At 43.0% G+C, this 26,723-nt stretch carries 22 protein-coding genes and 2 pseudogenes; 14 read left to right on the top strand and 10 right to left on the bottom strand.

Features of this window, described 5'->3' with window-relative positions:
- Positions 1-166: 166 nt before the first annotated feature.
- Both AC5O63_RS03440 and AC5O63_RS03435 read left to right on the top strand, forming a co-directional pair.
- A complete protein-coding gene (locus AC5O63_RS03440) occupies positions 167-1,075 on the top strand; it encodes a DMT family transporter (RefSeq protein ID WP_494503931.1) in 909 nt (302 codons plus the stop codon).
- Between the two features lie 58 nt (positions 1,076-1,133).
- Positions 1,134-2,132 carry a D-cysteine desulfhydrase family protein gene (locus AC5O63_RS03435; protein ID WP_494503930.1) on the top strand — a complete coding sequence of 333 codons (999 nt, stop codon included), beginning with the start codon at positions 1,134-1,136 and terminating at the stop codon, positions 2,130-2,132.
- 76 nt (positions 2,133-2,208) lie between these two features.
- On the opposite strand, the gene AC5O63_RS03430 is transcribed toward AC5O63_RS03435, so the two are convergent.
- Entirely contained in the window at positions 2,209-2,994 is a 786-nt protein-coding gene (locus AC5O63_RS03430) for an SDR family NAD(P)-dependent oxidoreductase (RefSeq protein WP_494503929.1), read from the bottom strand.
- Positions 2,995-3,214: 220 nt separating this feature from the next.
- On the opposite strand from AC5O63_RS03430, the gene AC5O63_RS03425 reads away from it, so the two are divergent.
- The 12 genes and pseudogenes from AC5O63_RS03425 (at position 3,215) to AC5O63_RS03370 (ending at position 19,109) form a co-directional block, all read left to right on the top strand.
- Positions 3,215-3,454 carry an HP1242/YdcH family protein gene (locus AC5O63_RS03425; protein WP_004744651.1) on the top strand — a complete coding sequence of 80 codons (240 nt, stop codon included), beginning with the start codon at positions 3,215-3,217 and terminating at the stop codon, positions 3,452-3,454.
- Positions 3,455-3,631: 177 nt separating this feature from the next.
- A pseudogene (gene tnpA, locus AC5O63_RS03420) lies at positions 3,632-3,979 on the top strand (IS200/IS605 family transposase).
- 386 nt (positions 3,980-4,365) lie between these two features.
- The gene (locus AC5O63_RS03415; protein ID WP_494503928.1) at positions 4,366-4,515 is read left to right on the top strand and encodes a hypothetical protein; all 150 of its coding nucleotides are present in this window, start codon (positions 4,366-4,368) and stop codon (positions 4,513-4,515) included.
- A 345-nt stretch (positions 4,516-4,860) separates the two neighbouring features.
- A pseudogene (locus AC5O63_RS03410) lies at positions 4,861-4,967 on the top strand (YaiI/YqxD family protein); the annotation flags it as partial.
- Positions 4,968-4,976: 9 nt separating this feature from the next.
- Positions 4,977-5,933 (top strand): LysR family transcriptional regulator, encoded by a 957-nt coding sequence (locus AC5O63_RS03405; RefSeq protein ID WP_494503927.1) that lies wholly within the window; start codon positions 4,977-4,979, stop codon positions 5,931-5,933.
- A gap of 859 nt (positions 5,934-6,792) precedes the next feature.
- Complete coding sequence (locus AC5O63_RS03400; protein WP_494503926.1) at positions 6,793-8,940, top strand: hypothetical protein; 2,148 nt, start codon at positions 6,793-6,795, stop codon at positions 8,938-8,940.
- Positions 8,941-9,481: 541 nt separating this feature from the next.
- On the top strand, positions 9,482-9,721 hold the full coding sequence (locus AC5O63_RS03395) for an HP1242/YdcH family protein (RefSeq protein WP_494503925.1): 240 nt from the start codon (positions 9,482-9,484) through the stop codon (positions 9,719-9,721).
- 365 nt (positions 9,722-10,086) lie between these two features.
- The gene (locus AC5O63_RS03390) at positions 10,087-12,546 is read left to right on the top strand and encodes a collagenase (protein WP_494503924.1); all 2,460 of its coding nucleotides are present in this window, start codon (positions 10,087-10,089) and stop codon (positions 12,544-12,546) included.
- Between the two features lie 249 nt (positions 12,547-12,795).
- A complete protein-coding gene (locus AC5O63_RS03385) occupies positions 12,796-14,121 on the top strand; it encodes a sphingomyelin phosphodiesterase (protein WP_494503923.1) in 1,326 nt (441 codons plus the stop codon).
- On the top strand, positions 14,121-15,089 hold the full coding sequence (locus AC5O63_RS03380; protein ID WP_494503922.1) for a chromosome partitioning protein ParA: 969 nt from the start codon (positions 14,121-14,123) through the stop codon (positions 15,087-15,089). Before AC5O63_RS03385 ends, AC5O63_RS03380 begins: the two co-directional genes overlap by 1 nt.
- 155 nt (positions 15,090-15,244) lie before the next feature.
- Positions 15,245-17,662, top strand: a complete 2,418-nt coding sequence (locus AC5O63_RS03375) for a M9 family metallopeptidase (RefSeq protein ID WP_494503921.1) — start codon at positions 15,245-15,247, stop codon at positions 17,660-17,662.
- Between the two features lie 253 nt (positions 17,663-17,915).
- Positions 17,916-19,109: a DUF3103 domain-containing protein gene (locus AC5O63_RS03370; RefSeq protein WP_494503920.1), complete on the top strand. Its 1,194-nt coding sequence runs from the start codon at positions 17,916-17,918 to the stop codon at positions 19,107-19,109.
- A 79-nt stretch (positions 19,110-19,188) separates the two neighbouring features.
- On the opposite strand, the gene AC5O63_RS03365 is transcribed toward AC5O63_RS03370, so the two are convergent.
- The 9 genes from AC5O63_RS03365 to AC5O63_RS03325 all read right to left on the bottom strand — a co-directional run bounded on the left by AC5O63_RS03365 (position 19,189) and on the right by AC5O63_RS03325 (position 26,703).
- The gene (locus tag AC5O63_RS03365; RefSeq protein WP_494503919.1) at positions 19,189-19,485 is read right to left on the bottom strand and encodes a hypothetical protein; all 297 of its coding nucleotides are present in this window, start codon (positions 19,483-19,485) and stop codon (positions 19,189-19,191) included.
- Positions 19,486-19,613: 128 nt separating this feature from the next.
- The gene (locus AC5O63_RS03360) at positions 19,614-20,312 is read right to left on the bottom strand and encodes a hypothetical protein (protein ID WP_494503918.1); all 699 of its coding nucleotides are present in this window, start codon (positions 20,310-20,312) and stop codon (positions 19,614-19,616) included.
- A 137-nt stretch (positions 20,313-20,449) separates the two neighbouring features.
- Entirely contained in the window at positions 20,450-20,983 is a 534-nt protein-coding gene (locus tag AC5O63_RS03355) for a DUF6653 family protein (protein WP_494503917.1), read from the bottom strand.
- 9 nt (positions 20,984-20,992) lie between these two features.
- Complete coding sequence (locus tag AC5O63_RS03350; RefSeq protein ID WP_494503916.1) at positions 20,993-21,418, bottom strand: gamma-glutamylcyclotransferase family protein; 426 nt, start codon at positions 21,416-21,418, stop codon at positions 20,993-20,995.
- 143 nt (positions 21,419-21,561) lie between these two features.
- Positions 21,562-22,083 (bottom strand): YgjV family protein, encoded by a 522-nt coding sequence (locus AC5O63_RS03345; protein WP_494503915.1) that lies wholly within the window; start codon positions 22,081-22,083, stop codon positions 21,562-21,564.
- A gap of 132 nt (positions 22,084-22,215) precedes the next feature.
- Positions 22,216-22,845 carry a bifunctional 4-hydroxy-2-oxoglutarate aldolase/2-dehydro-3-deoxy-phosphogluconate aldolase gene (locus AC5O63_RS03340; protein ID WP_494503914.1) on the bottom strand — a complete coding sequence of 210 codons (630 nt, stop codon included), beginning with the start codon at positions 22,843-22,845 and terminating at the stop codon, positions 22,216-22,218.
- 10 nt (positions 22,846-22,855) lie between these two features.
- A complete protein-coding gene (locus AC5O63_RS03335) occupies positions 22,856-23,812 on the bottom strand; it encodes a sugar kinase (protein WP_494503913.1) in 957 nt (318 codons plus the stop codon).
- A gap of 3 nt (positions 23,813-23,815) precedes the next feature.
- On the bottom strand, positions 23,816-25,228 hold the full coding sequence (uxaC, locus tag AC5O63_RS03330) for a glucuronate isomerase (RefSeq protein ID WP_494503912.1): 1,413 nt from the start codon (positions 25,226-25,228) through the stop codon (positions 23,816-23,818).
- An 11-nt stretch (positions 25,229-25,239) separates the two neighbouring features.
- The gene (locus AC5O63_RS03325) at positions 25,240-26,703 is read right to left on the bottom strand and encodes a mannitol dehydrogenase family protein (RefSeq protein ID WP_494503911.1); all 1,464 of its coding nucleotides are present in this window, start codon (positions 26,701-26,703) and stop codon (positions 25,240-25,242) included.
- Positions 26,704-26,723: the final 20 nt, after the last annotated feature.

Genomic DNA, 26,723 nt, shown 5'->3' with positions numbered 1-26,723 from the left:
TAAAAATTTTCTAAGATACCTCGATTTATTAGAAAACTTTTACCTTTAATAGGTAAGGTTTGATGTGAAAGGAAAACATTTTCTCTTAGTGATTCATTAGACTACATGCCAAATTTTTCGTGCTTCAGCGCACAGTTTTCATTTGCGTAGTTGATGAGTTATCACCATGAATTCAAAGTCATTTACCTTTTTTCTGTTCCTATCGGTTTGTTTAATTTGGGGGACAACTTGGTTTGCGATGGAAGTCGCGCTGTATTCCATTCCACCCATGTTTGCCACTGCTCTACGCTTTTTGCTCGCAGCTCCACTGCTTATTGTCTTAACCAAAGCGTTTAACCAACCACTGCTTTTCCCTAAGGGGAAGCGTCGTTGGATGCTGATTGTGTCGATTATGTATTTTGCAATCCCGTTCACCCTGATGATTTATGGCGAGCAGTACATTTCGTCGGGTCTTGCTTCGATTATCTTTGCCAATATGCCGATTGCGGTGATGTTAACCTCTTCGCTATTTTTAGGTCTACGTTTGGAAAAGCACCAAATGTTCGGTTTAGTGTTAGCGGTGATCAGCCTATGCATCATCCTATCTAATGAAATGGAGCTTGGAGGCGAAGATTATCTCATTGGCACCTTATCGTTGGGTATGGCTGTTGCGATCCACGCGTTCATGTATGTGTTTGCTCAAAAGCAGTGCCGTGATGTTCAAGTGCTGACTTACAATGCTATTCCATGCTTGATTGCCGCGGTCTTTTTGTTTGCCGTTTCAGCCGTGGGTGAAAATGTAGAGATTGACGCGTTCACATGGGACTCGATCTGGGCGGTTATCTATCTTGGCTTGATCGCCAGTGTTGGAGGTATCGTGGCTTACTTTAAACTGGGTCAGGTGTCGTCACCATTTCATGCTTCAATCTGCTTTTTGATCTTCCCGATTGTCGCATTGTTTATTTCTTCCTATGTGAACGACGAAATGATCTCAGATCAATCAGTTGTTCTGATGTTACCGCTTCTTTTTGGTATCTTATTGACTAAAGTACCGAACAAGTTTTTCAAGCGTAATCAAGCAGCGACAACGGTCTAGTTGCGACTCGGTGGCGCTGTTTTAAAGCGCCAACCCTTACCAAGGAGGCAGTAAACGGATGATCAAATTTGAAGATCTCAAGCGCAGTCTAATCTTACACGGTATGACACCTTTGGAGTTTGCCCCAAGGCTTTCCGCAGAATTGGGGTGCAATTTGTATATCAAACGTGATGATTGCACTGGATTGGCTGGTGGTGGAAACAAGGCCCGTAAACTTGAGTACCTCATTGCCGATGCGCTAGCACAAGGGGCGGATACCTTATTAACCGTCGGTGGTTTCCAATCGAATCACGCCAGACAAACTGCGGCAGCGGCCGCTAAGTTTGGTTTGGATTGTGAGTTAGTGTTGGAGGATGTCGCGGGTACACCAAAGACTGACTACTACAATAACGGCAACATGTTGCTAGATCACTTGCTAGGTGCGCAGATTCACTCTGTGCCTCAAGGTCAACAATGCGATGACTTTGTAACTCAACTAATGAGTGAGCTTACCGCTAGCGGGCGTAAACCTTACTTGATTCCAATGGGTGGCTCTAATGTCATTGGCAGCTATGGTTATGTTCGATGTGCCAACGAGCTGGTACAGCAGATTGCTGAACAAGAAGTGAACATCGACCAAATCGTTTTGGCAACGGGGAGTGCAGGGACACAAGCGGGTTTACTGGCAGGGTTGATTGCGGCTGAGGTTGATATTCCAGTACTTGGAATAACGGTTAGCCGTTCTACTGAGGATCAGCAGGAACTGGTGTCGCAGCTTCTGCGCGAAACGCTAACAAGCTTAGATTTAGATCCTAATCTAGCGAACGGAAAAGTGTTTGCCGATGGCAGCTATTTTGGCGACGGCTATGGCATTCCTACTAAGGCTATGATCGCAGCGGTTGAGCGCTGCGCTCAGCTTGAAGGATTGCTTATCGATCCTGTTTATACTGGAAAAGCAATGGCGGGTCTTTTGGATCTTTGTGCTAAGGGAGAGATAAAAGCAGGAAGCAATGTTTTGTTCTTGCATACCGGGGGGAGCCAAGGCTTATTTGCCTACCGCGAGACATTTGCTTATTAGGCACTCGCTTAAACAGAAAGCAATCGGTGTTGGGTTAAGCCAAACACCGATTTTCGTTTTTAGTGAGCACACTCGATCAAGCTAAGCGCTCAATTGCTTCTACGACTTGCTGAACTTTCACATCATCAAGCGCATCCGGATGCGGTTCAGAGAAACGTTCGAGATCGTTATCGAAATAGAGTCCATGCGCATTGGTAAACTCGGCTGAAAGGCTCGCTCTGACCAGTATATCGGCACCTAAGTTGAGGTCGCCGCCAGCAATGCCAAACGCGTCTTTTACCATCTTGCTCCCAAGTAGTGATTTCGGATTGACGGAAACAATCACAGGGCCAGTATCTTTATGAGCTAAACCTAAGTGACGAGACCACATAGTGAGCGCGAGCTTACTCTGTGCGTAGGCGTCACCATCGGCAAGCGCTTTATTGCCAATAAGAGCCTCAATGCTGACACTTCCTTGAGCGGCTGAAGATAAGTTTACTACTCGCCCATCACTTGGTAGCAAAGGCAAAAGCGCGTTAGTGAGTTTATAAGGCGCAAGTGTATTGACCACATAGCGGACATCTAAACCCTCTTCAGTACGCGGCTGTTGGGTAGAAAATATGCCCGCGTTGTTAATCACAACATCGATGGCTTCAAAGTCGTTAACAAGCTGCTGCGAGAGCTTGTCTACATCACTTAAGTCAGACAGATCCGCCACATAACTAGAGACCTTGCCAAGTTGACTTAGTGTCTTTTCTACGTGTTGCAGTTTGCTTGGATTACGGCCATGAATAAGTACGTGATGCCCTTGGTGAGTGAGCATTTTTGCAGTTTCAAAACCGATGCCATCCGTTGCGCCTGTTACGAGAATAACCTTTTGCATTTTACTGAACCTGTCTGATGTCGATGTAGCCATTATGGGACAAACGGCTCAAGACTACATTAATCGATTCTTCCGAAGATTATGGGTTAAAGCTTCCATAATCAAAGTACACTTGAACGGGAAGTTTATTGCCAGTAAGTGCGAGAGCGCACATTTCACGGCAGAATTCATTGCTATGGTTAAAAATTGAACAGTTAATTTCTACCATGGAGGAGTACATATGCTCGGTGAAGATCATTCTCTACTAAAAGAATTTCCTGAATATAAAGATGCGATTCTTGCGCTTGTCGAAACCAATGAGGACTTTGCGCAGATGATGAGAAACTACAACTCATTAGATAAAGAGATTCGAACCCTTGAGTTGCGAGATTCTCCAATTAGTGACGGAGAAATGCATCAAATGAAACATGACCGAGCCGAGATGAAAGATGCTCTCCATAGTTGGGCTAAATCCTTTTAGTCCAACACTTAGCAAAAAATCTCAATTTTATACGAGCGCCTTTCTGGCGCTTTTTTATTGTCATCCCTAAATCACCGCCTTTGGCGGTGGTGATTGTTCCTAAGGGCTTTTGCCCGAAAATACGCCCATGTTAGAAGTAAGAATCTTATTCACCACAAGTAAGAGGAAACAATTAACATGGGCGATTACAGAAGTTCATCACACGTTTACTGGCGATGCAAATACCATATTGTTTGGGCTCCAAAAATTCAGGTTCAAAATTCACAAGGGTAATGTCGCTAAAGAGCTTTATAAGTCTATCTACATACTATGCAATATGAAGGATTGTGAGGTATTGGAGTTAAATGTTCAACCTGATCACGTTCATTTGGCTGCCATCGTTCCATCAAAAGTTTCGATCTCAACATTAATGGGCATTTTGTTGATACGGTAGGTGTGAACGAGGACATAATTCGGCGTTACGTTAGACATCAAGATAAAAGAGACCAAGAGTATGAGGCTCAGTTGGAGTTGAAGATGAACTAACAGCGCGGATATGCCCCCTTTTAGGGGGGCAGAAAGCTAAATCCGCCTTCTTAGAAGGCGGATATTTACTGATATTCATCAGGTTAAATCTCAACATTATCTCTAATTTTAAGTAGGCATAATGCGTTTCCTACGCACGTGGCTTCTACCATTTTTAAAGCTTAGAAAGTAACTGCTACTAAATTAATTAATAAGTATCCAAGTCTAAGTAGTGATTCTGTGCGTCTTATAAAGTGAGATTCAAAAATTGATTATTAGTTAAGATATTCCTGTCTAGATTACTCAGTGATTTCGCAGTAAGTGAGATCCGGTAACAGTTATACTGTTTGTATAAAATACCCACAGATAGAAGAACTTATGTGGAACCTTAAAAGCTAACAATTGCAGTGGCAGATGCTTTTTTTTCTTTGAGCGCGTATGCGGCAAGCGAGCCAGTGCCGCAATATGTAGACCGAAGTGTTCTTCATGACCATGAACATCATGGTGTCGAAGATCATCAACCAGACAAGGCACCGAAGAAAATACTGACTAAATAAAAATACCAGAGCCTACTTTTAAGGTGATTTCTGCTGCAGATGAAGCAGCAGTAACCTGCGATGTAGAGACATTTGCTACTTCAAATAGTACAGCGCTTATCTCCGCGACTACGACGCCGGGAGCGAGTTGCGTGAACAAACTTATTTCAACAGAAAGCTACGTTCAAGAAACAGCATTAACATGTTCAATGTAGCAAAGCATATAGGGAATATTGCTAAAGCATATCAGGGAGGTGGAAGTGATGAGTTAGAGGCGTTATTCCTCTTCCAGAGCGCAGGCTAATACGCTGAGTTTTATAGTAACAACGTGAGCTTTTTATCTTTGGGTGACAGCTGCGGTAAAGAAGCGGTATCCAAACAGGAGGACCAGCGCATTAAATCAGGCTGATCGCCGGCAGTTTGCGAACCACCTTGATAAGTGGTTGGTGCAATGGCAGCGAGCTCAAAAGTAAGGTTGTAATATGGCGTTAGTGAATCAACTCTCTCTGTTTATCGATGTCGTCCAGCAAGGCTCATTTACTAAGGCAGCCGCTCTGCATGATATGGACAACTCCTCTCTCTCAAAGCAGATAAAAAAACTAGAGTCTGATTTAGGCGTTCAGCTTCTTAACCGTTCGACGCGCTCATTTTCACTAACGCCAGCAGGAGAAGAGATTCTCGAACAAGCTCATAACCTTGTGGGGACTTTGACTCACGTTCAATCAATCGCCGACTCTTATCATGCTCAGCCTAAAGGGCGAATTAGAGTGACTGCCCCGTACCATGTGGGTCAAAACTACCTTCGTCCTGTGATCAGTCAGTTTATGCAGGCATATCCAGATGTTGAGATTGAACTGCTACTGGATGATAAACGCTCGGATATAATTTCTGACCACTTTGACGTGGCGTTTCGTTTAGGGCGCTTAGATGATTCGGGCTTAATTGCGAAAAAGATTGCTGATATTAGAGCGGTGATTCTTGCTTCACACAGTTTTATCGAAAAGTATGGTGAGCCGTTAACCCCTGAAGAGCTAGTGAAGCTTCCTTCTGTGGTGTACAGCAACCGCTCTTTGACCGTGGATACGATGAGGCTTAGCGAGCAACCCAGCTCCAGTAATATCATTAACTATAAGATGAGAGGCAAGCTCAAAGTCAATGATGTCCCGACCTTGATTGCTTCGGTTCAAGATGGGCTTGGTTATGTGACGCTTTCTTCTTCCAATCTAAACTGCTCTATTGATGAGTTAGGGCTCAAGCCGCTCCTTACTGACTATACCTTATGTAACAACGGACTGGCTCTTTACGCTTTATACCCTCACCGTAAGCAAACGGCGTTGGTAGAAGAGTTTATTACGGCTGTTCAACAGTATATTGGGACTCCGCCTATTTGGGAGCAACATATTCCCAACTTTGAACATTACTATCCTGCTAAATCATAGCGTGTTAACCTTGGACAGTTATGATGTAGAAAAGTAGGAAATGTTTAGGTTTTCGTAATATTCTTATTTATATTATGGGTTTGTTGGGCTCATTTTCTAGGTGCTAAATTATTTTAGATGTATTGACTTTTATGGAAATAATGTATAATTGGTATGAGGTGCCCTAGGCTAAAAATAAATATTACTCTCATTGATTAATATGACAAATTTTTGTGTGACAGAGCACATATAAATTGCATAATTAATGATTTATTACCATGAATTCAGTTTCATTTTCTTGTTACTTCCGTTTGCTTGATTCTGTCTAATGAGGAGGAGTTAGGTGGGAAGGAATACTCGGTCGGTTCTTTGCCTTTAGATCTGGTGGTTGTAGTGCAAGTTGTTATGTATGCCTTGCTCGAAAGCAGTGGAGTGATGTTCAGGTGCAGACATGCCATAGTTGATTGCTGTGGTCTTTTTATTTCTGTATCAGTTGAATGCGAAAACGTAGATATCAATTCTTGATGTAGGCGGTAATATATCTGATCGCCATTATGGGCGGTACTATGGCTTACGTTCAGATAGGTCATGTATCTTCATTTCGCGCTCCAATCTGGATTTTTGATCTTCCGGATCTTCGCCTTGTTCATTTATTAAAATGTGAATGACGAAATAACTTCGGAACAGTTAGTTGTTCAATTTAGTTTCGGTTTAGATAAACGATTAGTATTTTCTAGACGGAAATTGAAAAAGTACTAACTCTTTCTGGAAATTATTAGCAATATTTTGAATGACGAATAAATATTATGAAATTCAGTTTGGAATTATTGATGTAATATATTATAATGTAATGTATATTTTAACATTTAGAATGATGCATATGGAATTGATTGAAAGATTTGTCTTACTATTATTTATCACACTCATAACTTCTTGTGGTGGAGGTGATAGCACTGATAGCACTGATAGCACTGATAGCACTATTACCATTGATGCTGAAATAGGAAAATATAAAATCGTTGAAATGACAATTCCTGGGTTAAGTAATAAAACTGAAATTGGAAATGGTTTTTTTTATCAAAATGGAAAAATTAGTGGTTGGGCAAAGGAAAGTGGGATAAGTAGCTACAAAATAAATGATATTAAAATTATAATTAATATAAAAGAATCAATTTCAAACAAAATTAGGATGAATAACATAGAATACGGCTTTGCATGGAAGTCTCCAACGGAAAACAACCTTGTAAAGCTAGATTCTAATTCTAGTATTGTTGATTTAATAATGGAATCCAGAACCATTAAATGGGGTTTGGCAATTAACAATGAAAATGACACTCTATCATGGATTGATCTTACAAACAATACAGTTAATGTGCTTGAAATACCTTCTTCTAAACCAAAAGTAGTGAAGAAGTCTGAAGGTATTGTAAGGAAACCATTTTTAACAAATAATAAACTCTACTGGTTAGAAGATGAATTAGTGGAGGGGAGTCGGTTGATTGGATTATCATCTTATGACTTTTCTACAAAATCAATTTCTCCTCACATTTTGAAATCAATATATCCTGATATAATTACCGATTATCAAGTTATATCTAATGAAACTATCGTTATTCTCAAAAAAAACTATGACCAACAAAGAAGTGAGCTTCAGTTTTATAAAGATTCAGTTCTTGTACACAATTTTTATATAGAAGACACATATATAGGTAAGATATCAACAGACTCAGGGAAAGATAAATTATACTTTGAGTATAAAAAGCATGGTGAAAATTGGAAAGTTGGAGAGCTATCGTATGATAATTATCAACTAACAAATAGTATTGATAACTCTATACTAAATAGCCAAGGTGAGGTAATTAAAGTTGGTATTTCCAATAATAGAATAAAAACAATTAGTGAGTATTATAAGATTATTAAGGAAAGATACTACCCACCATTCGTTGGGCTTTCAAATTATGACAACACTCTTGGACTCCTATCAATATCGGAATCAGCTAGTTTAAGAGCAGAAATAATTTTGGCCGAATTATATAATGATATTGATTTATGGTACCAAATTGCAATTAGAGCAACAAATATAATTGCCAATAATGACATTAATTCCTACAAAAAGAGCTATGATGGGAAAGTTCATCCAACTTGGAGTGTTAAATTATACAGTTTGAACAATGATCAAAATATTCCTTATTTGGTACACGATGCATTGATATTTGATGCGCTTATATTGATTGCGAAAAAACTTAAGAGCAACAATGACCTCTCGTTAGCCTTTCCCACCTTATATAATGATATAATTACTCTGTTTTATGATAATTTTAAGTATCACGAAAAAAATGTAACCTTTTATAATAATGATCAGTATAATATATTACAACCTGGTGAGTTATACTATTCATTTCCATATGATTCACCTTTCAAATACGATGGGATTAATTTGCCATTTAACATGATGAATGCTTACGTACGACCTTTACTAAATTACTCAGAACTTACAGATAATCATTATTTTAAAGATCGTGCAGTTGCTATAGGCCAGCTTTTTAAAAGGCATGTTGAAGGTTCAGACCGCTATACTTGGCCATATTGGTGGGGCCTTTATTCCGTAGGGTGGAATTCTGAGAATGTCTCAAAAAACACAAGCACTCACGCTGCGCCTAATAGAAAGGATATTACCGATGTCGACCATGCATCTCTTGATATCAATGCTATGATTAGCTTATACGAAAGCGGGCTTGTATTCTCGAAAACATATATAGATAAAACAACCAGTACAATGACTAACATCTTGACCGATAATGACTATCGCTCTCCGTTATTAATTGACGGTACCATTAAGTCGGCAAACTACAACTCTATAGAGTACCTTTGGGGACAATTATCTTCGGCCAATTGTTCATCTGTTTTGAAGTATTATGAAAACATGAAATACTTCCCCTATGTACAGGATGCGTACAGTAATACTGCCAGATATGAACTTATTGGTTTATCTTACTTAATTAAAGGTCTATCAGAGTGTGATTTATAAATGTCTCTTTAAAGTGAGGAACGTTTATATCTTGTAATTTATTATGAATATTCGATGTTCTTAGGAAAAACATCGAATAATTCGTACTATCTTATGTCAGCTTTGCAGAACATCTAAGAAAGTATAAGTTAGGTTGTAGTGATGTAATGGACTCTCCACCATCGGCACAAATGTGCCACAAAAAAGTTGAATAGCTTGTATTAGATATGGATGGCTCATTATTAATGTTAATGTGGCTGGGTTAGACTTAGATAAAATCGTTTTTCAGATAGGTGTCTTACTCTATGATGATATATCTAGAGCCAGTTTATATTCCCGCCGAAATGCCAAATGCACTTTTAGCCATTTTTAGTGGAAGAACTAAGCTAGGTTAATGGGAACAATAGTAGTGTATCCGTATTTCTGTAGGCTAAATTTTGTAGTAAAGAAATGTATGAATGAAGGAAGTTTATTGCCAGTAAGTGCGAGAGCGCATTTCACGGCAGAATTCATTGCTATGATTAAAAATTGAACAGTTAATTTCTACCATGGAGGAGTACATATGCTCGGTGAAGATCATTCTCTACTAAAAGAATTTCCTGAATATACAGATGCGATTCTTGCGCTTGTCGAAACCAATGAAGACTTTGCGCAGATGATGAGAAACTACAACTCATTAGATAAAGAGATTCGAACGCTTGAGTTGCGAGATTCTCCAATTAGTGACGGAGAAATGCATCAAATGAAACATGACCGAGCCGAGATGAAAGATGCTCTACATAGTTGGGCGAAATCCTTTTAGCCCCAATTGCAGCGAAAAAACAAGTTTGATAGGAGCGCCAGTATGGCGCTTTTTCATTGATATTCATTAGGTTAAATCTCAACCTTATCCCACACTTTAGCCAGTTTCATGCTTTTCCTATACACGTAACGTCTTACACTTTTAAAGCTTAGAAAGTAACCGCTACTAAATTAATGAATGAATAAGTATCCAAGCTTAAATAGTGATTCTGTGCGTCTTATAAAATGAGACTCAAAAATTGATTATGAGTAATTTGTTTCATAGTTAAGATTTTCCCGTCTAGATTAATCAGTGATTTCGCAGTAAGTGAGATCCGGTGACGGCAATGCCGTTTGTATAAAATATACATAGGTAGAAGAGCTAAGATGGAACTTAAAAAACTAACAATAGCAGTGGCAGGTGCTTTATTTTCTTTGAACGTGTACGCGGCGAGCGAGCCAGTGCCGCAATATGTAGACCGAAGTGTTCTTCATGACCATGAACATCATGGTGTCGAAGATCATCAACCAGATAACGCGCCGAAGAAAACACTCACTCAAAAACCAGAGCCAACTTTTAAGATGTTTGCCGCTGCTGCAGACGAAGCAGCGGTAACCTGTGATGTAGAGACATTTGCTACCTCAAATAGTACAGCGCTTATTTCCGCGATTACGACGCAGGGAGCGAGTTGCGTGAACAAGCTTTTTTCAGCTGAAAGCCGTGTTCAAGAAACAGCATTTGAATCTAGCAATATGTTCAATGTCGCCAAGCATACAGTGAATATTGCAAAAGCATATCAGGGTGGTGGAAGTGATGAGTTAGAGGCACTATTCCTCTTCCTACGCGCAGGCTATTACGCTGAATTTTATAACGACAAAGTGAGCTTTTTATCTTGGGTGACACCTGCGGTAAAAGAAGCGGTCGATGCTTTTGTCGCCAACGCTAACTTCTATGAAAGCAGCGATGCTCACGGTAAAGTGTTGCGTGAAGTGATCATCACTATGGATAGTGCAAGTCTTGAGCATGCCTACCTTGATGTTATTACGCAGTGGCTAAATCGCTGGAACTCAGATTACGCTCAGCATTGGTATATGCGTGATGCCGTCAATGGCGTTTTCACCGTGCTGTTCGGAGGGCAATGGAATGACCAATACGTTCAGGCGATAGGTTCGCAGACCGCTTTGGTCGACGCACTCGCTAAGATGGCACTCAATCGAGATTCTATTACGCGAGCGGATGAGTTTATGACCGCTAACGCGGGTCGTGAAATGGCCAGATTACTAAAGTACAGTGGCACTGCGATTGAAGCGAAAGTAAAAGCTAAGGTCACCGAGGTGTTCAGCCAATACGAGATGTATGGTTATGGGGATACGGTTTGGCTCGCGACCGCTGATACTGCCTCTTATCATTCCGATTGTTCTCAATTTGGCATCTGTAATTTTGAACAACAACTGAAATCTCTTGTTCTAGCACAAAGCTACACTTGTAGCCCGACTATTCGTATTCTGTCGCAGAATATGACTCAAACTCAGCATCAGGCTGCGTGTGAAAAAATGGGTTTTGAGGAAGGTTACTTCCACACCCGACTGGAAACTGGCAATCAGCCTGTCGCAGACGATCACAATACTCAGCTTCAGGTGAATATCTTCGATAGCAGTGACGATTACGGCAAATACGCAGGCCCTATTTTTGATATCAACACTAACAATGGTGGCATGTATCTAGAAGGTGACCCTTCTAAGCCGGGCAATATTCCTAACTTCATTGCTTATGAAGCGTCTTACGCTAACCCTGACCATTTCGTTTGGAACCTTGAACATGAGTATGTCCACTACTTAGATGGGCGATTTGATATGTATGGTGACTTTAGTCATCCAACTGAAAAAGTTGTGTGGTGGAGTGAAGGTGTCGCTGAGTATGTCGCAAATGAAGACAACAATCCTAAAGCGATAGAGACAATTAAAGATGGTTCTACTTACACATTAAGCGAAATATTCGAAACCACTTACGATGGCTTCGATGTCGATCGCATCTATCGTTGGGGTTATTTAGCCGTGAGATTCATGTTTGAACGCCACATGGATGACGTCAACCGCATGTTAGTTGAAACACGAAGCGGAAACTGGTCAAAGTATAAAGTCATCATCAATCAATGGGCAGTTCAGTACCAGTCTGAGTTCGAACAGTGGCAACAACAACTGGTCAGTGGCGGTGCAGAGTCACCGACCGCGGTAATCAATGTAAGCAATGAGGGTAAAGTCGGTGAATCCATTTCATTCAGCAGTGCAGGTAGTTCAGACAACGACGGCCAAATCACAAAATACCTCTGGGACTTCGGTGATAGCTCGACAAGTTCCGAGGCCAATCCGTCGCACCAGTTCAACAGCGAGGGTAACTACACGGTCCGCTTAACGGTCACGGATAACGATGGAAATACCGGCACGACGACCGCTTCGATTGTGATTTCACAGCAAGGAGGTGATTCTTCGCTACCTACTGATTGTGCAGTACAAAGCAAAATCTCAGGCGGACGATTGGTGGTAGGAGAGCCTGCATGTCTTGCGAGCCAGTCAACCATCTGGCTCAGTATCGAAGGGGTCAATGAGCATCAGTCGATGGCAATAACTTCTGCCAATGGGACAGGTGATCTTAAATTGGAATACAGCAATTTTGGATGGCCGAATGAAGCAGGATCGAACCTTCATGGATGGTCAGACAATGAAGGCAACAGTGAGTGTATCACTATCGCTGGGCAAGCCAACTACTGGGGATATTTGAAAGTTTCCGGCAATTTTGAAAATGCAGCAATAGTCGTTGATTTCGATACCTCAAGCTGTCGCCCGTAATCATCTAACCAAAGAAAAAGCTCAGCATTCGCTGAGCTTTTTCAGTAGAAGTTATGAACCACAGTTTATGAAAGTTTGATCTTTTGCCAGATACTTATTTATAGATTTGCTTCTTGTTGCACGTAAACAATGTCTGATTCACGAATTTGTATCGCGATTACTGCGAAATAGCCATGTCATACATTCATAACATTTATGTAAAGCATATGCTCTAGATTCAAGCCTCCAAAACACAACAAGGATAACGTAATGAATTTTAAGCAGTGTTCCATCGCCTTAGTCGCTCTGATAGCAAGCTCAGCTTTTGCTGACACAGATGTGTATCTCACCAACAACTCCGGCCAAGCGCTGACAATTCAAGTCAGCCATGACGGCACAGACATTCTCAAACATGGTGAAGAGTGGAAGCAGCATGTTGAAACCCTTGGACCTTGGGAAACCAAACAGGTGATGAGCTTCAACCGTTGGGAAGGGGTTAAATCCGGTAAAACCTACCGCTTTAGTACCGTTGTTTCAAACCCGGTGGGTGAAAGTGTAACGTTAAATCAGGTGATGAAAGGGCATTGGTACAACTCTTCCATTGAGTATGGTGTATCTGCGTCAGATGTTTCGTTAAGTTTGAAAGATGATCGAAATGTTCACCGTTACAACAGCCAATCATTTGGGGAGCGCAGTGCTGAGCTTGCTTTTAAATCGGCTAAAACCGCTCGTTATGATGACCTTTACTACACCATCACCCCACAAAAGGTCGAAGAGCAAGTAGAGAATGATGAGAACACCCTCAAAATGATGACCTACAATATTTGGGCGCTACCTGTTATCGCTTCTCATATTGGTGATCGTTATGATCTGATCCCTGAATATGTGAAGGGTCATGACGTGTTGGCACTGCAAGAAGTATTCGCAAGTGGACGTGATGCTTTTCTACGTGAACTGGCGAAAGAATACCCTTATCAAACCAAGATGCTCGATAAGGAAGGGATCAACATCTACGATGGTGGTGTGATGATCGTGAGTCGCTATCCTATTGTTAACCAGGCGCAATATGTTTTCCCAGATTGTACGGGTACTGATTGCTTTGCGGATAAAGGTGTCAACTATGCTGAGGTGATCAAAGGTAGCAAGGCTTACCACGTATTCGCCACTCATACTGCGTCGTTTGATACCGATACGGCGAGGGATTACCGTCAGCGTCAGTTCAAACAGATTCGCCAGTTAGCGACGTCACTCAACATTCCCAAAACAGACACTGTGGTGTACAGCGGTGACTTCAACGTCAATAAGCTGAAGTTCCCGGGTGATTACCAACAGATGATTGCCAACTTAAGCGCTATCGAGCCAACCTACTCGGGCTATACGGCGTCGACGTTTGATCCTCGAATCAACGACTTTGCTGGTGAAGCTATGTCTGGGGGGGAAAATGTCGAGTATCTAGACTATGTGATGGTCAGTAATGAATATCAGGTGAAGTCCTATAACGATAACCGTGTGGATGTCCCTCGCTCAACCGACGAAAGATTATGGAAACACTATAATCTGTCGGATCACTTCCCAGTGACTGCGGTAGTGAAATAATGCTGCGTTTGTTGTCATTGATTATGCTCGTCGCTTCGGCGAGCATTATTGGTTGGTTCGTCATTGAAGTCCCGTCCTCTTCAACAATGAATCATAACGTTAACCCTGTAGAGTCCGCGGTTGAGGCGGCGAGAACACCTCCCCCTATTGATAATCTTGCTCAAGGAGACAAAGCTCAAACTCAGGCGCGATCTGCTCAACCTAATCAGCCGAATGCAAATGAATGGGTAGCGCGCTTATCAGCTTTGGAAGGGGCAGCGCTAAGTCAGGAGCTCGAAGCATTCTGGCAACATTGCCTAGAGTTGAACAACTGTGAATTGCAACTGGTCTCGCTGAAATCTTTAATGACTGATTCAGGTTACTTCTTGCTGGCAAATTATCCTCAATTGAAGCAGCAATGGTATGACAGCTTAGGGACTCTAGAGTTAAACCAACTAGCAACGTTAGCCGACAAAATTACTGAGTTTAAACGTGAGGCAGAAGCGATTTGGGGTCAGCAAGCTGAAACAATATTCGCAGATCAATTTGCGGCCTATGATTTTGCTCTCGACTCCCAAGCACTCGCTGATATCTCGTCAGATGATTACCTCGCCGAGTTCGAATCCCTTACGCAGCGTTGGCAACAGAATGCGACATCGGTGGGATTGGACGGTGATGTTGCCACTTTTGAAACGGCGGTTTCTCTCATTCCTGCTAGTTACAGCCAGCAGCAAAGAGATGCGGTCGTCAATCAACTAGCTGCGACTTACCTAAGCAGTGAACAGATAAATGAAATCAGCACTCGGCAGCAGCAAGTAAAGGATCAGCAGCAAGAAGTGCAAGACTATCAAAGCCAGCTTTCAGCATTGAAGTCCTCACTGAGTCAACAGCGAACTTCCACTTATAGCGCGATGACTGATTCTGATTGGATAGCCTATTACAATGAGCAGATTAGCCAGTTCCGTATCGACTTTTTTAATTCTAAGTAATTGTTAAATAAGTGTTTAATGAAAACGATTGCTATTTGAACAGAGAGCGAAATTTTTGAATGGGAGTCTAAAAGGCTTCTGATATGTTTTTAGTTAATATATTGATTGTTGTTATAACGCGCCTGCCATTTATCAATAAAAACAGGGTGTTGCAAATGAAACAACGTCAATGGGCTCTCGGAAAATTAGCGGGAGCATGTCTAGTAGCGAGCTTGGGGAGTTACGCTCAAGCGTCTACACAATGCGAATTTAACGAATTATCTCAAGGTCATTTATGGGTAGAGAGTATCGCATCTGCTCAATCATCTTGCTATCAATCTTGGTTCAATGCGCCAGCTGAAGCGGCTTTTTCACTTTATAGCGAAGCGTCTCTAAGCCAAGTAGCACGCGCGTTAAGTGCTGAAGTGAATCAGTATAAGGGGGAAGATGCGCAGGCAGTTCGTATTGCTAATCTAAGCGAATTCATCAAAGCGGCGTATTTTGCTCGTTATGCGACACAGGAGCTGTACGGCTACTTTTCTGATGAATTGAGTCGCTCGATTGCGAAAATCTCAGATCGCTTTATTCGCTCTCAACATGCAACAGATCTAGGACGCGAGCAAGTTAGGGCAATGTCGTCCATGACCTTGTTGGTTGATAGTGTTAAACAGCTTCATGTAACGATGGAGTCTATGCTGACTTTACTAGAGTCGTTTGATCGTGAAAACAGTAATAACCTTCAGTATGTTGATGGCTTAAATAACCTCTTTCGAGCAATGAATGGTCACATTGTTCGCGATGCTTTCTATGAGGAGTTGGTACAACATCCCCAGTACTTGCAAAGATTAAAACAATTTGTCGATAGCAACTTGTGGACTCTAGGGACGGACTCTGAGTTTCTTATTTACAACGCAGTGCGCGAAACTGGCCGCCTTCTAGCGGGCAGAAACGAATCACTTAACCAGCAAGTCATCCCTTTCTTAGAAAGCATTATGGCTCAGCATAAAATCGGAACTCAAGGTGAAAAACTTTGGCTGGCATCCGCTGAAATGCTGATGTTCTACGCGCCCGAAAAGGCGGAAAAGCTCAATGTTGAGGGTAAAAAGCAGCAACTAGAGCACCGCTTGTTAGTGAATAGGTATGAGTGTAATGGTCCGGCAATCATTCGCTCTCAGAACCTTACTCAGCAGCAGTCGCGGCAGGCATGCGAGATACTGGATTCGACTGAGGCTGATTTCCATCTAGTTGCCAATACTGGTCAGATTCCAGTCAAAGACGACCATAACAACAAGGTAGAGGTTGTGGTTTGGCAAGACAATAATTCGTACACCACATATTCGAACTTTCTGTTTGGTAATAGTACTGATAACGGTGGTCAGTATTTGGAAGGAGACCCTTCGGATGAGAACAACGTGGCGCGATTCCTCGCGTATCGATATTCGTCAGATGAACTCTCAGTCCTCAATTTAGAACATGAATACGTTCACTATCTTGATGGTCGATTCAACTTGTATGGTGGCTTTGGTAAGACACTAAGTGAAGGAAACATTGTTTGGTGGCTCGAAGGTTTTGCTGAGTACATGCATTACAAAAAAGGCTATCAGGCTGCGGTTGATCTCATTGGTGATGCAAACTATTCATTGGCAGAAATACTAACAACAACATATGAGCATGACCTTAATCGAGTTTACCGATGGGGCTACTTAGCGGTTCGTTTCCTGTTAGAGCAACATCCAAACGAAGTTGACCGTCTGCTTCAGTTTGCTCGTTCGGGCGATTATGTGACATGGTCCCGCGAAGTAGATCAGCTTGGTGTTAACTTGAATGCTGAGTTTGCTACTTGGCTGAAAGTTGTTTCAAAACAGCCGGATACAGAAGAGGGGGGCGGCAATGGTGAATCGGGCACCATTGATGAACCTCAACCACAAGAGCTATTGAGTATCGGCTTAAATCAAACAATGAGTTTTAAGGCTGATGATTATCAGGAGCAGCTGTTTTATGTTGATGTTCCTAACGGTATTTCGGAGTTCAGTATTTCGATAACAGGCGACGGAGACGCTGATCTTTACGCTAGTTACGAGAAAGTCGCTCACTATTATGACTACCAGGTTTCAGAGTTCCAGCGTGGAAGTGAAGAAACAATTCGGTTCCTTGCACAATCGAACGGTTTGGTTGCCCCTGGGCGATACTACTTTAGCTTGGCAGCGCGCGAGGCATTTCAAGATGTCGAAGTTGTTACGTTTGCTAAACAGCAAAATCAAACTCATAAACCGAAAGATGACCTATCGCCACTATTGATTGAAAATAGCAAGGCTAAATCACTTACTGTGAATGAGCGTCGCTATATCGGATTGTACGTTGAACAGCCGGGTACTGTCCGTGTTTGGTTGACACCTAAACAGCAAGCGCAAGGAGAAATCGATATGTACGTTGGTCTAGAGGCTTGGGCATCTGAAAATCAGTATGACTTTTCCACGGTTTCACAGGGAAAACACCAGTACCTTGAGTTCAATGTCGAAAAAACGGGTTATGTGCACTTCACTCTCAAGTCTTCTCACTTAGGCAGTGAAATAGAGCTATTTGCAAGTTACTAAAACTAAACATAAAAGAGCGCCAACGGCGCTCTTTTAGTTAATGATATTACAAATGTATCAATAGATGGAGGTTAAATTCGTTGTTGCTAATTTAGACAAAATTAAATATTGATATTTTATGTGATAGAGTGATCTTGAGCAGAAAAATCGGCCAAAATCTAATCATTTTGCTTCCTCTTATCCATCAAGCTGATAGGTTGTAGTTGTAGATTAATTACTCTACTACTGATAATTATTACAATGAGGATCATTTATGAGACCGAATATTTCTATCAGCTTAATGCTTGCAACGGCAGTGGTTGGATTCCAATCCAACGCAAAACCTCTTATTGCACAAGACATGACTCCGGTGTCGAAAGCAGAAGAAATCTCCAAACAGAAACAAGAACTCGCACTTCAGTTCAGTGAAAGGTACCAATCGCTAGAAGCTAACCTGAAAGCGCAAATCACCGAGAAGAATTTGTCGGCATCCGTCAGTCAGATTCAGTCGGCCCAACCATACTCGGCCTTTAGTCGTCAGTTACAACAAGCAGATCAAGACTACCGGACGATCAAAGGAGTCGAAGATTTTACGGACTCTTTAATCGAGCTCCGCATTGCTGATGCTTCGATGGTTGAACAGTGGAAGCAGGGGGAAAGCCCACTTTTCGCATTTGAACCTGCGGGCGATGACTCCAACTGGCAGTACATAGAGGCTTACGACATATACGGTCAGCTGCATCAGTTAGACGTATATGAAATGCCAGACGTACCTGTTCTGGTTGTTGATAGTAATGGCGCCGAGGAGCTAAGAGCGGGTCTACAAGCGATGCAGGCAGAGATGCAGCGTTTAGGCCAACCAACCAAGCTAACAACCGATGAACCCGTTGTTAAGCCAAAAGCGCAGCGGTTTAAACGCTCTGCGATGGCAGCAGATGTGCAACCCCTGAGTACGACTCAGCTTACCAAAATTCGCCTCAATGATGACCAAGAACCTTGGATTTCTGGCAAGGCAGAGATCTACGCTATCATCACTGGTGTTGATCCAAGCAGAGACGCGCCTCAGATAGATTTAGTTGAAATGCCTTACCTCGATTACGACGGCCAAGACTACTACCCAGGGCAAACAATCATAATCTGGCCTCGTTACCGCTGGGGAGCCGTTGATATGGTTCTGATGGAGCAGGACGACGGCACTGACTACAAGGAGCTTGCCAAGCTTCTAGTGAAAGCCGCTGAAGAGATCTTAAAAATGATTCCAGATCCGGAGGTGCAAGGCTATGCCATTATCGCTCAGATCACCGGAAAAATTATAGACGTGATTCCTGATGGATTGCTAACCAACGATGACGATTACGTCGATGTCTATTACACCTTGATGCAAAACACGCCATATGTCGATCGCCCTGGAGCTGGTGGTAATGCTACGGCGACCTTCAAGCCAGTGACGATTAATCCAACTGAGTAAAGATAACGAAACAAGATCTAAAAATGGGACTATTGGTTAGTCCCATTTTTTTGGTTCACGATTAGCGACACTAGAAAGTTTAGATGAACAAGTACCGCATCACTTCAATGGAAACGAAACTGATTAATTTAGAGATAAATGCGATCCATATACACCCTTCAAGAGGTGTTTCGGTCACGTAGTAAAGAAGGGTGACAAAAATGACTAAGCTAATCACCCACCCTAGTGACGGAATTAAAGAGAAAAGAGAGACAACAACAACGATTGCAGCCAGTGAAGCAAAATGTACTTTCTCTAGAGCAATCTGAGCAGCAACATAAACGCTAGATGCTAATATGAATACTTCAAAAGCAAACTCAACTGCACCAGATTCCATCGACTAATCCTTACCGCATACCATATTAAACAAGTTGCTTAAGTGTTTGTTTAAACTGCTATTAATTTGTCATGGTTTCAGTTTAGCCGAATATTTGAAGCCTGCTAATGGTGACCTTATTTTGGTTGTTATTTTTTACTAAGTGTAGGGATGTGGCTGTTTTCTGTGATTTTTCCGCTACTGAGCTGGAACCGCGCTAAATAGAGTAGACCTGCTTTCTGGTAGATGATAAGCAACTCATCATCGCTGATTAAATGATGGTCTATCAGTCGTTCGACATCGTTGATCACTTCGTAGTAGTGAGTGCCATCGGGCTTAGTGATTGCGATGGTTGATAGATCGTTCGATGATAATCGATCGTCTTCATCGGTGTCGGATTTTATTACTTGATACAAGATACCAACGCTTGGTTGATTCGCTTCTTTCTCATTCAGGCGTAAAGTCTCTGCCCGTTCAATCAAGTAATCGTTGTGTTCAAACAACCAGCGTTGTGTACTAGGTTGACTCTCAATAAACAAATAGTTACGCGTGGCGTAGGTGGACTTACTGTAATAAGAGTGATCAAAAAACTGATCGGAATATAGAGGAACCATAAGCGTGCTTTGTCCCTTGATAGAAACAACACTACCTAGAGCGAAAGTTTCCGTGCTGTCGAGATTGTCGGCAACGTTGACCATATTGTCTACAGCACGTTCACGTGTCACATCTTTATAAAGCTCTTTTGTCACCAACAGTAAAACACCAATTGCGAGTACGCCCGCGACCAAAATAATTATCCCATTAAAGCGCCAAATAAGCCTAAATAGTTTGTTCTGTTCACTGATCATATCGCTTCGAATCTCTCTATGCTTTTGCGGTCGTATCAAAAATGGAGCGAAACTATAGCAGTAGTTCTATAACCCATGTTTAAACTGGAATGATTTTAGGTCAGAGTTTTGTTAATGAGCTCCTTTTGGCTTTAATTTCAATGTTGGTTCTTTTTTGATAAAGATTTAGACCAAGATTGATAGGTGGGATTCAGGTCCTTCACATCTTGATAAATCCAAACCATACGATCGACAAACCAAGCTTTGGTGGCCATTAGCCACAGCGTGCCGAAGATCATTGATTCGATATGAAGTGTATAAACGCCAAAGAGCCAAACGGGTAAGCCGAGAAGCTGTAGCAGCATCAAAATTTTGCACATGATGAGGTGATGCTTGGGAATAAGATCTTCTTTGTTTCGATTAAGGTAAATGCGTTCGCCAAATGTCCCCATTGAAGCCCAATTATTGGTTGAAGTGGGAGCAGGAAACACACGTGGGTTTAGCCAAATCCAAGCTAATACCAAGAGTGTTGGGATCAAAGCATACCAGCCTAACCACGCTCTTGATGCTAGGGCAGAGGTGAGCAGCGGCAGAGTGGAAAAGCGAGTATAGACACTCCAAGGGCTAGAGTGTTTTGCCCATGCGTTGTCGTCCATAGACATGGCTTTTTCTGCAAATTTCAAAATGTCCATGTCAAGCCTTTAGGAAGTGGCATACCGGCTACGATAAAGATTCGCATGTGACAAACAATATTCATCAGTTAACTGGGCACGAATATCAGCGTCTACCAGCATTTCTGGCGGTTTCCCATAAGCAAAAACAGTGAGAGCCTCACCTGTCTCTACACACTCAACTTCAAGTGATACTCTTCTATAACCGTCCTTCGCATCAATACGTTCAAGCTTGTCCATTGCCGACAAAGCTTGGTCAGTAACGCTAAAAACTTGCCCTTTTACTGGGTAGCCTTCTCCTTGTTGCAACACTAACCAAGGGGAGTGGCGCTCACCAATCAGGTAAAGAGGGAATCGCTGCTTAGTTTGGAAGGTGTTGCCAAAGCGAGTCCCTTTATTAGTTTTAAAATTAGGAAAACCTTCCTTTAGCGTCCCAAAAACAAATACCTTGTGCACTTAACTTTCCCTAGTTTGATGGCAAATATCATTCGTGCCAATATGCCACTAATGGGGTATAGGTGCAATTTCTACTCAACGATGCAATAAAAACTGTTTGACCAAAAAATAGCCTTTTAAACTTGCTGCGAGCTAAACAACCTCTAAATGGTCTCTGTGCTAGGGCATTTATTGGAGGGAGATGAGCGAAGAAGTCGAATTATAGTGATGAGGTTGGTTACGATAAATGTGGCTTCAATCAAAGAGCCGCCAATTGAGCCAAGCCAGATATTATGGACAACCCAGCACAGTGAGTTGAACAAAATGAGACAGCGTAGCGCAATCCCTTGTTTGCTAAATAGTGCCCACGTTGCCACTGACGAACCAACCACTGTCATAAATTCAAACAGGTGGGTGATATTAGGCAACGTCATTAGCCACATTAATCCAATGAAAAACCACATGACTTTGCGTGATTGAGTTTTGATCGATGCAAAACTACGAGCAGCATTGATGATGACACCAATCGCAGCGACGGTGGCGCCCATGAGTATAAAGTGCACGCCCATGACCAAGCAGAAGGTCATCATTTGATAGCGAAAACGAGTATCATCCTTTTGCCAAAACGCCATAACACCAATAATAAAGGCGAAGCCGCCCATGCTTTGTGCGAGCCAGTTTTCCATTGTTTTGTCCTGAACTATGTGGTGAGTTTGAGCGTTATAAGGTGGTTGGGGGCTATTAAGCGTTGGCTACCAATACACTCAGCCCTCCCTTAAAGGGAGGGCTGAGCGCGTGGTGGTTAAATTAATAGCGCGTTATTCATTGACCAGTGCGACCGCCTCACGGGTTAAACGTGCAAGCTCTTCCCAGTTCCCTGACTCAATCAGCTTTTTATCTACCATCCATGTTCCGCCACATGCTACGACTCTTGGAATAGCGAGATAGTCTTTTACATTCGCTGGGTTGATACCACCAGTTGGCATAAGTTCGACATCGGTATAAGGAGCCAGCAGAGACTTGACCATGTTTATGCCGCCAGACGCTTCAGCCGGGAAGAACTTAAGTGTAGTCAGCCCCATTTCAAGTGCTGCTTCTACGGTGCTTGGGTTGTTAACGCCCGGAACAATATCAATGCCGATCTCTTGGCATGCTCTTACGGTATTAGGGTTAAAACCCGGTGAGACTATAAAGGTTGCACCAGCCTCTTTTGCCGCAATTGCTTGTTCCTTGTTAAGCACGGTTCCTGCTCCGATAAGCATGTCTGGTTGGTGTTGGCGAAGAAGGCGAATTGCCTCTACCGCTGCGTCTGATCGAAAGGTGATTTCAGCGGCAGGTAAACCATTTTCTGCTAGTACCTTACCTAGAGGGATAATGTCTTGCGCGTTGTCGATAGCGATGACTGGGATAACTTGAAGGGCTTTTAACTGTTGTTTGATGTTAGACATGAGTGTTCCTTTAAACGACGCCAAGCGCCGGTTGTGTAAATTCTTTTGAAATTATGGCACCGCGATGTTGAATTACGACGCCAGCCAACTGGTTTCCTCGTTGGCATGCGGTGACTAGGTCTGCTCCTGCAAGGTAGGCAGAGAGGAAGCCACCATTAAATGAGTCTCCCGCTGAAGTGGTATCAACAACCTGCTCAACGACTTGAGTTGTAACTGCATGTTGTTGTAAGTGTTCATCTTGGACCAAACATCCATCTGCGCCCATTTTTACTACTGTTTTTGCAACGCCTAAAGCTCCTAAGCGAGCAAGGGTTTGCTCAGGAGTAGCATCTCCCCATAGTGCCTGTTCATCATCAAAAGTCACCAATGCGACATCGGTGAGCTGATACATTGCTTGGTAGATCTCTTTGACGGTTTGATTGTCATCTTGTGGCCAAAGAGCAGGGCGAAAATTGCTATCGAAGGCGATCTCAACACCTGATGATTTAAGCTCCACAATTAAGTTGAGCAGCGAAATACGGTCTTGCTTAGGTAGAATAGCTAAGCTAATACCGCTCAAAAACAGCGTATCCACTTCTCTTAACGCCTGCTTAACCCGTAAAAAGTCGGGATGTTGGAGAACATAACGGGCTGCTGATTGATCTCGCCAGTAAAGGAACGTCCTTTCTCCTTGCTCATCGAGTTGGATTAGGTAGATCCCTGGCGTGCGGCTGTCATCGTGTAGAACAAGATCTGTCGAGATGCCTTCTTGTTTCCAACGATTGAGCATACCTAAGCTGATGGGATCTTGCCCCAATGCGGTGACATAAGAGGTTTTAATCTCTTGTGGCTTGGAGTTCGCCTCACATCCGCGCGCTAAATAGACCGCAGCATTGAGAGTATCCCCACCAAAGGTTTGGTGCATTGAGCCAAAGGGTTTACCGTTTAGCTCAATCATACATTCACCAACAATGGCGATGTGTTTCATGGGTTAGTTCCTCTCTTCAAAATAGCGCTTAGCATTGCCAAAGCAGATGTTTTCAATCATAGGCCCAAGTAGAGTGAAGTCGTGCGGTACTTCGCCGTTTTCTACCCAGTGTCCGACCATATTACACAAGATACGACGGAAATATTCGTGTCGAGTATAGGAGAGGAAACTGCGCGAATCAGTTAGCATACCGATAAACTGACTGAGTAAGCCAAGTTGTGAAAGTTGTTCCATTTGGCGCCGCATACCGTCTTTCTGATCGTTAAACCACCACCCAGAACCGAATTGAATTTTGCCTGCAATACCACCACCTTGGAAGTTACCAATCATGGTTGCCATCATCTCGTTGTCACGGGGGTTCAAGCAGTAAAGAATGGTACGAGGAAGTTGGTTCGTTTTGTCCATTTCGTCTAATAGATTGGCAAGCTCAAAAGCAAACGGTCGATCGCCAATCGAGTCAAAACCAGCATCGGCCCCAAGTAGGTTAAACATACGCGTACTGTTGTTGCGCTGCGCACCAATATGAAGTTGCATGACCCAACCAAGCTGAGCATAGCGCTTACCTAACCACACTTGTACGGCAGTGGAGAACTGAGCGCATTCCAACTCACAGAGCACTTCACCATTGAGTCGACGTGAGAGTAGGGCATCGAGGTCAGATTCGGTTGGAATGGGCGCATAGCGAACCACTTCAATACCATGATCCGCCGCTTTGCAGCCGTGAGTATCAAAGTGAGCAAGCCTTTTATCTAAAGCGTCTAATAGATCATTGAACTTGTTAATCTCAATATCGGCAACCATGCCCAGTTGCTGCATATAATCAGCGAATCCATCGAGTTCGATTTTAAACGCTTTGTCTGGTCGCCAACTTGGAGCGACGTTAACGTCAAAAGAGTCATCTTCAGCGATAGTTTTATGATGTTCGAGCGAGTCGATTGGGTCATCAGTCGTACCCGCCATAACGACATTCATCTGCTTCATGATACCGCGCGCGCTGAACTCAGGCGTTTGCAGCAGTTCATTACAATGATGCCAAATGTGCTCGGCACTTTCAGGGGCAAATAAGGTATTTGTAATGCCAAAGGGGCGGCGCAGTTCAAGGTGTGTCCAGTGATAGAGCGGATTACCTAAGGTCTGTGGAACCGTCTTTGCCCAAGCTAGATACTTTTCGTAATCACTGGCATCTCCGGTAATGAATCGCTCGTCGATCCCCGCTGAACGCATACCCCGCCATTTGTAATGGTCACTTTCAAGCCAGATTTGTCCGAGGTTATCGAATTGGCGATTGTTGGCGACTTCTGACGGATTTAGGTGGCAGTGGTAGTCATAAATTGGCTGGTGGGCTGCATGCTCATGGTATAAGCGACGTGCCGTTTCATTTGCAAGCAGAAAGTCTTCACATAGAAATTGTTTCATCATCCTATCCTTTACAGTGAAGCGACGGTTTTACGTGCGCCATGGTCAATGAGTGATTGATAAGCTGTGCTCACTGCGTCTATAACTTTAGGGTTTTGACCCAACTCTTTGGGAAAGATCGCTTCTACGCCAAGTAAGGCGGGAACAACGGATACATTGAAGCCATGCTCATCGCAGATTTGGCGCAGAGTATCAGCCATTGGGTCGCGAACATCGATGTTATGTCCTTGCTCATCAACCCCAGAGACATAGCGCATCCATCCGGCAATGGCAGTAGCAAGCCAAGAAAAATCCGAGCCTTGTGTTAGATGGAATTGAAGGCTGCCGCCTAAGCGTTGTGGGATTTTTTGGCTGCCATCCATCGCGATTTGCCAAGTTTTGTGTTTAAGACTTGGATTGGTAAAACGTTCAATGAGCAGCTTAGCGTAGCCTTTTAAATCCGTCCCTTCGGGCATGTTTAAAGAGCGAGCCTGCGCCTTTATCATCATATCAAACGCAGCTTTTCGGTAACCGTGGTCAGTCATGGTATCTGAGATATGCGCATAGCCACCAAGATAACCGAGATAGGCGAGGAATGAATGGCTGCCGTTGAGCATTCGCAGTTTCATCTCTTCATATGGGACAACATCAGCAACGAACTCCGCACCTGCAACGTCCCACTCTGGTCTGCCAGCGACAAAGTTATCTTCTATCACCCATTGGCGAAAAGGTTCGCAGGCGATAGCGCAAGGGTCTTCGCAACCAAGCAATTCGGCGATTTCCGCTAAGGTTTCTTCTGTCGCGGCTGGAACAATGCGGTCAACCATAGTGCAAGGGAAAGTCACATTCTCCTCAATCCAATGAGCAAATTCAGGGTCGAGTAATTGGGCAAATTCCAATATCGCTGCTTTCGCTACGTGGCCATTCTCTTGAACATTATCGCAAGACATGACGGTAAAAGGTTTTAAACCACGCTCTCGGCGCATTTTAAGGGCTTGAACAATATACCCAAGTGCAGATTTAGGCTCGGTGGGATTGGCCAAGTCGGCGACAACCAATGGGTTATTCTTGTCTAGCTTGCCTGTTGCAGGATCGGCGCAGTAACCTTTCTCTGTGATTGTGATCGACACAATCGACACCTGTGGCTCTGCCATTTTACTCAGGACAGTATCAATGCCATCAAGGTTTGGATGGAGAGATTCAGTGACTGAACTGATCACACGAACGGTGGTTGATTCTGCCCCTTTCTCGGCGACCGTATACAGATGATCTTGCTGCCTAAGCGATTCGATTAACGCTTCGCCACCAAACAGATTTACCTCGCAGATTCCCCAATCTGAACCCGTTTTACTCAACATTTCATTGGTAAATAACGCTTGATGTGCGCGGTGAAAAGCGCCAAAGCCAAGGTGAACAATGCGGCTTTTCAGATTGTGACGATCATAGTCCGGCAGCAGGACCGTGTCGTTTAGTATGGTGTTTGCAATAGTTTTCATTGTTATATCCCTCATCCCAC

This window comes from Vibrio sp. SCP2, from assembly GCF_059295395.1.
Note: the sequence above shows the minus strand (reverse complement) of the source record. Positions and strands in the feature narration are given on the sequence as shown.

Excerpts from the sequence above, each read along its gene's own strand:
- AC5O63_RS03440 (WP_494503931.1), top strand. The coding sequence starts at position 167 with ATGAATTCAAAGTCATTTACCTTTTTTCTGTTCCTATCGGTTTGTTTA.
- AC5O63_RS03435 (WP_494503930.1), top strand. The coding sequence starts at position 1,134 with ATGATCAAATTTGAAGATCTCAAGCGCAGTCTAATCTTACACGGTATG.
- AC5O63_RS03430 (WP_494503929.1), bottom strand. The coding sequence starts at position 2,994 with ATGCAAAAGGTTATTCTCGTAACAGGCGCAACGGATGGCATCGGTTTT.
- AC5O63_RS03425 (WP_004744651.1), top strand. The coding sequence starts at position 3,215 with ATGCTCGGTGAAGATCATTCTCTACTAAAAGAATTTCCTGAATATAAA.
- AC5O63_RS03405 (WP_494503927.1), top strand. The coding sequence starts at position 4,977 with ATGGCGTTAGTGAATCAACTCTCTCTGTTTATCGATGTCGTCCAGCAA.
- AC5O63_RS03400 (WP_494503926.1), top strand. The coding sequence starts at position 6,793 with ATGGAATTGATTGAAAGATTTGTCTTACTATTATTTATCACACTCATA.
- AC5O63_RS03395 (WP_494503925.1), top strand. The coding sequence starts at position 9,482 with ATGCTCGGTGAAGATCATTCTCTACTAAAAGAATTTCCTGAATATACA.
- AC5O63_RS03390 (WP_494503924.1), top strand. The coding sequence starts at position 10,087 with ATGGAACTTAAAAAACTAACAATAGCAGTGGCAGGTGCTTTATTTTCT.
- AC5O63_RS03385 (WP_494503923.1), top strand. The coding sequence starts at position 12,796 with ATGAATTTTAAGCAGTGTTCCATCGCCTTAGTCGCTCTGATAGCAAGC.
- AC5O63_RS03380 (WP_494503922.1), top strand. The coding sequence starts at position 14,121 with ATGCTGCGTTTGTTGTCATTGATTATGCTCGTCGCTTCGGCGAGCATT.
- AC5O63_RS03375 (WP_494503921.1), top strand. The coding sequence starts at position 15,245 with ATGAAACAACGTCAATGGGCTCTCGGAAAATTAGCGGGAGCATGTCTA.
- AC5O63_RS03370 (WP_494503920.1), top strand. The coding sequence starts at position 17,916 with ATGAGACCGAATATTTCTATCAGCTTAATGCTTGCAACGGCAGTGGTT.
- AC5O63_RS03365 (WP_494503919.1), bottom strand. The coding sequence starts at position 19,485 with ATGGAATCTGGTGCAGTTGAGTTTGCTTTTGAAGTATTCATATTAGCA.
- AC5O63_RS03360 (WP_494503918.1), bottom strand. The coding sequence starts at position 20,312 with ATGATCAGTGAACAGAACAAACTATTTAGGCTTATTTGGCGCTTTAAT.
- AC5O63_RS03355 (WP_494503917.1), bottom strand. The coding sequence starts at position 20,983 with ATGGACATTTTGAAATTTGCAGAAAAAGCCATGTCTATGGACGACAAC.
- AC5O63_RS03345 (WP_494503915.1), bottom strand. The coding sequence starts at position 22,083 with ATGGAAAACTGGCTCGCACAAAGCATGGGCGGCTTCGCCTTTATTATT.
- AC5O63_RS03340 (WP_494503914.1), bottom strand. The coding sequence starts at position 22,845 with ATGTCTAACATCAAACAACAGTTAAAAGCCCTTCAAGTTATCCCAGTC.
- AC5O63_RS03335 (WP_494503913.1), bottom strand. The coding sequence starts at position 23,812 with ATGAAACACATCGCCATTGTTGGTGAATGTATGATTGAGCTAAACGGT.
- uxaC (WP_494503912.1), bottom strand. The coding sequence starts at position 25,228 with ATGAAACAATTTCTATGTGAAGACTTTCTGCTTGCAAATGAAACGGCA.
- AC5O63_RS03325 (WP_494503911.1), bottom strand. The coding sequence starts at position 26,703 with ATGAAAACTATTGCAAACACCATACTAAACGACACGGTCCTGCTGCCG.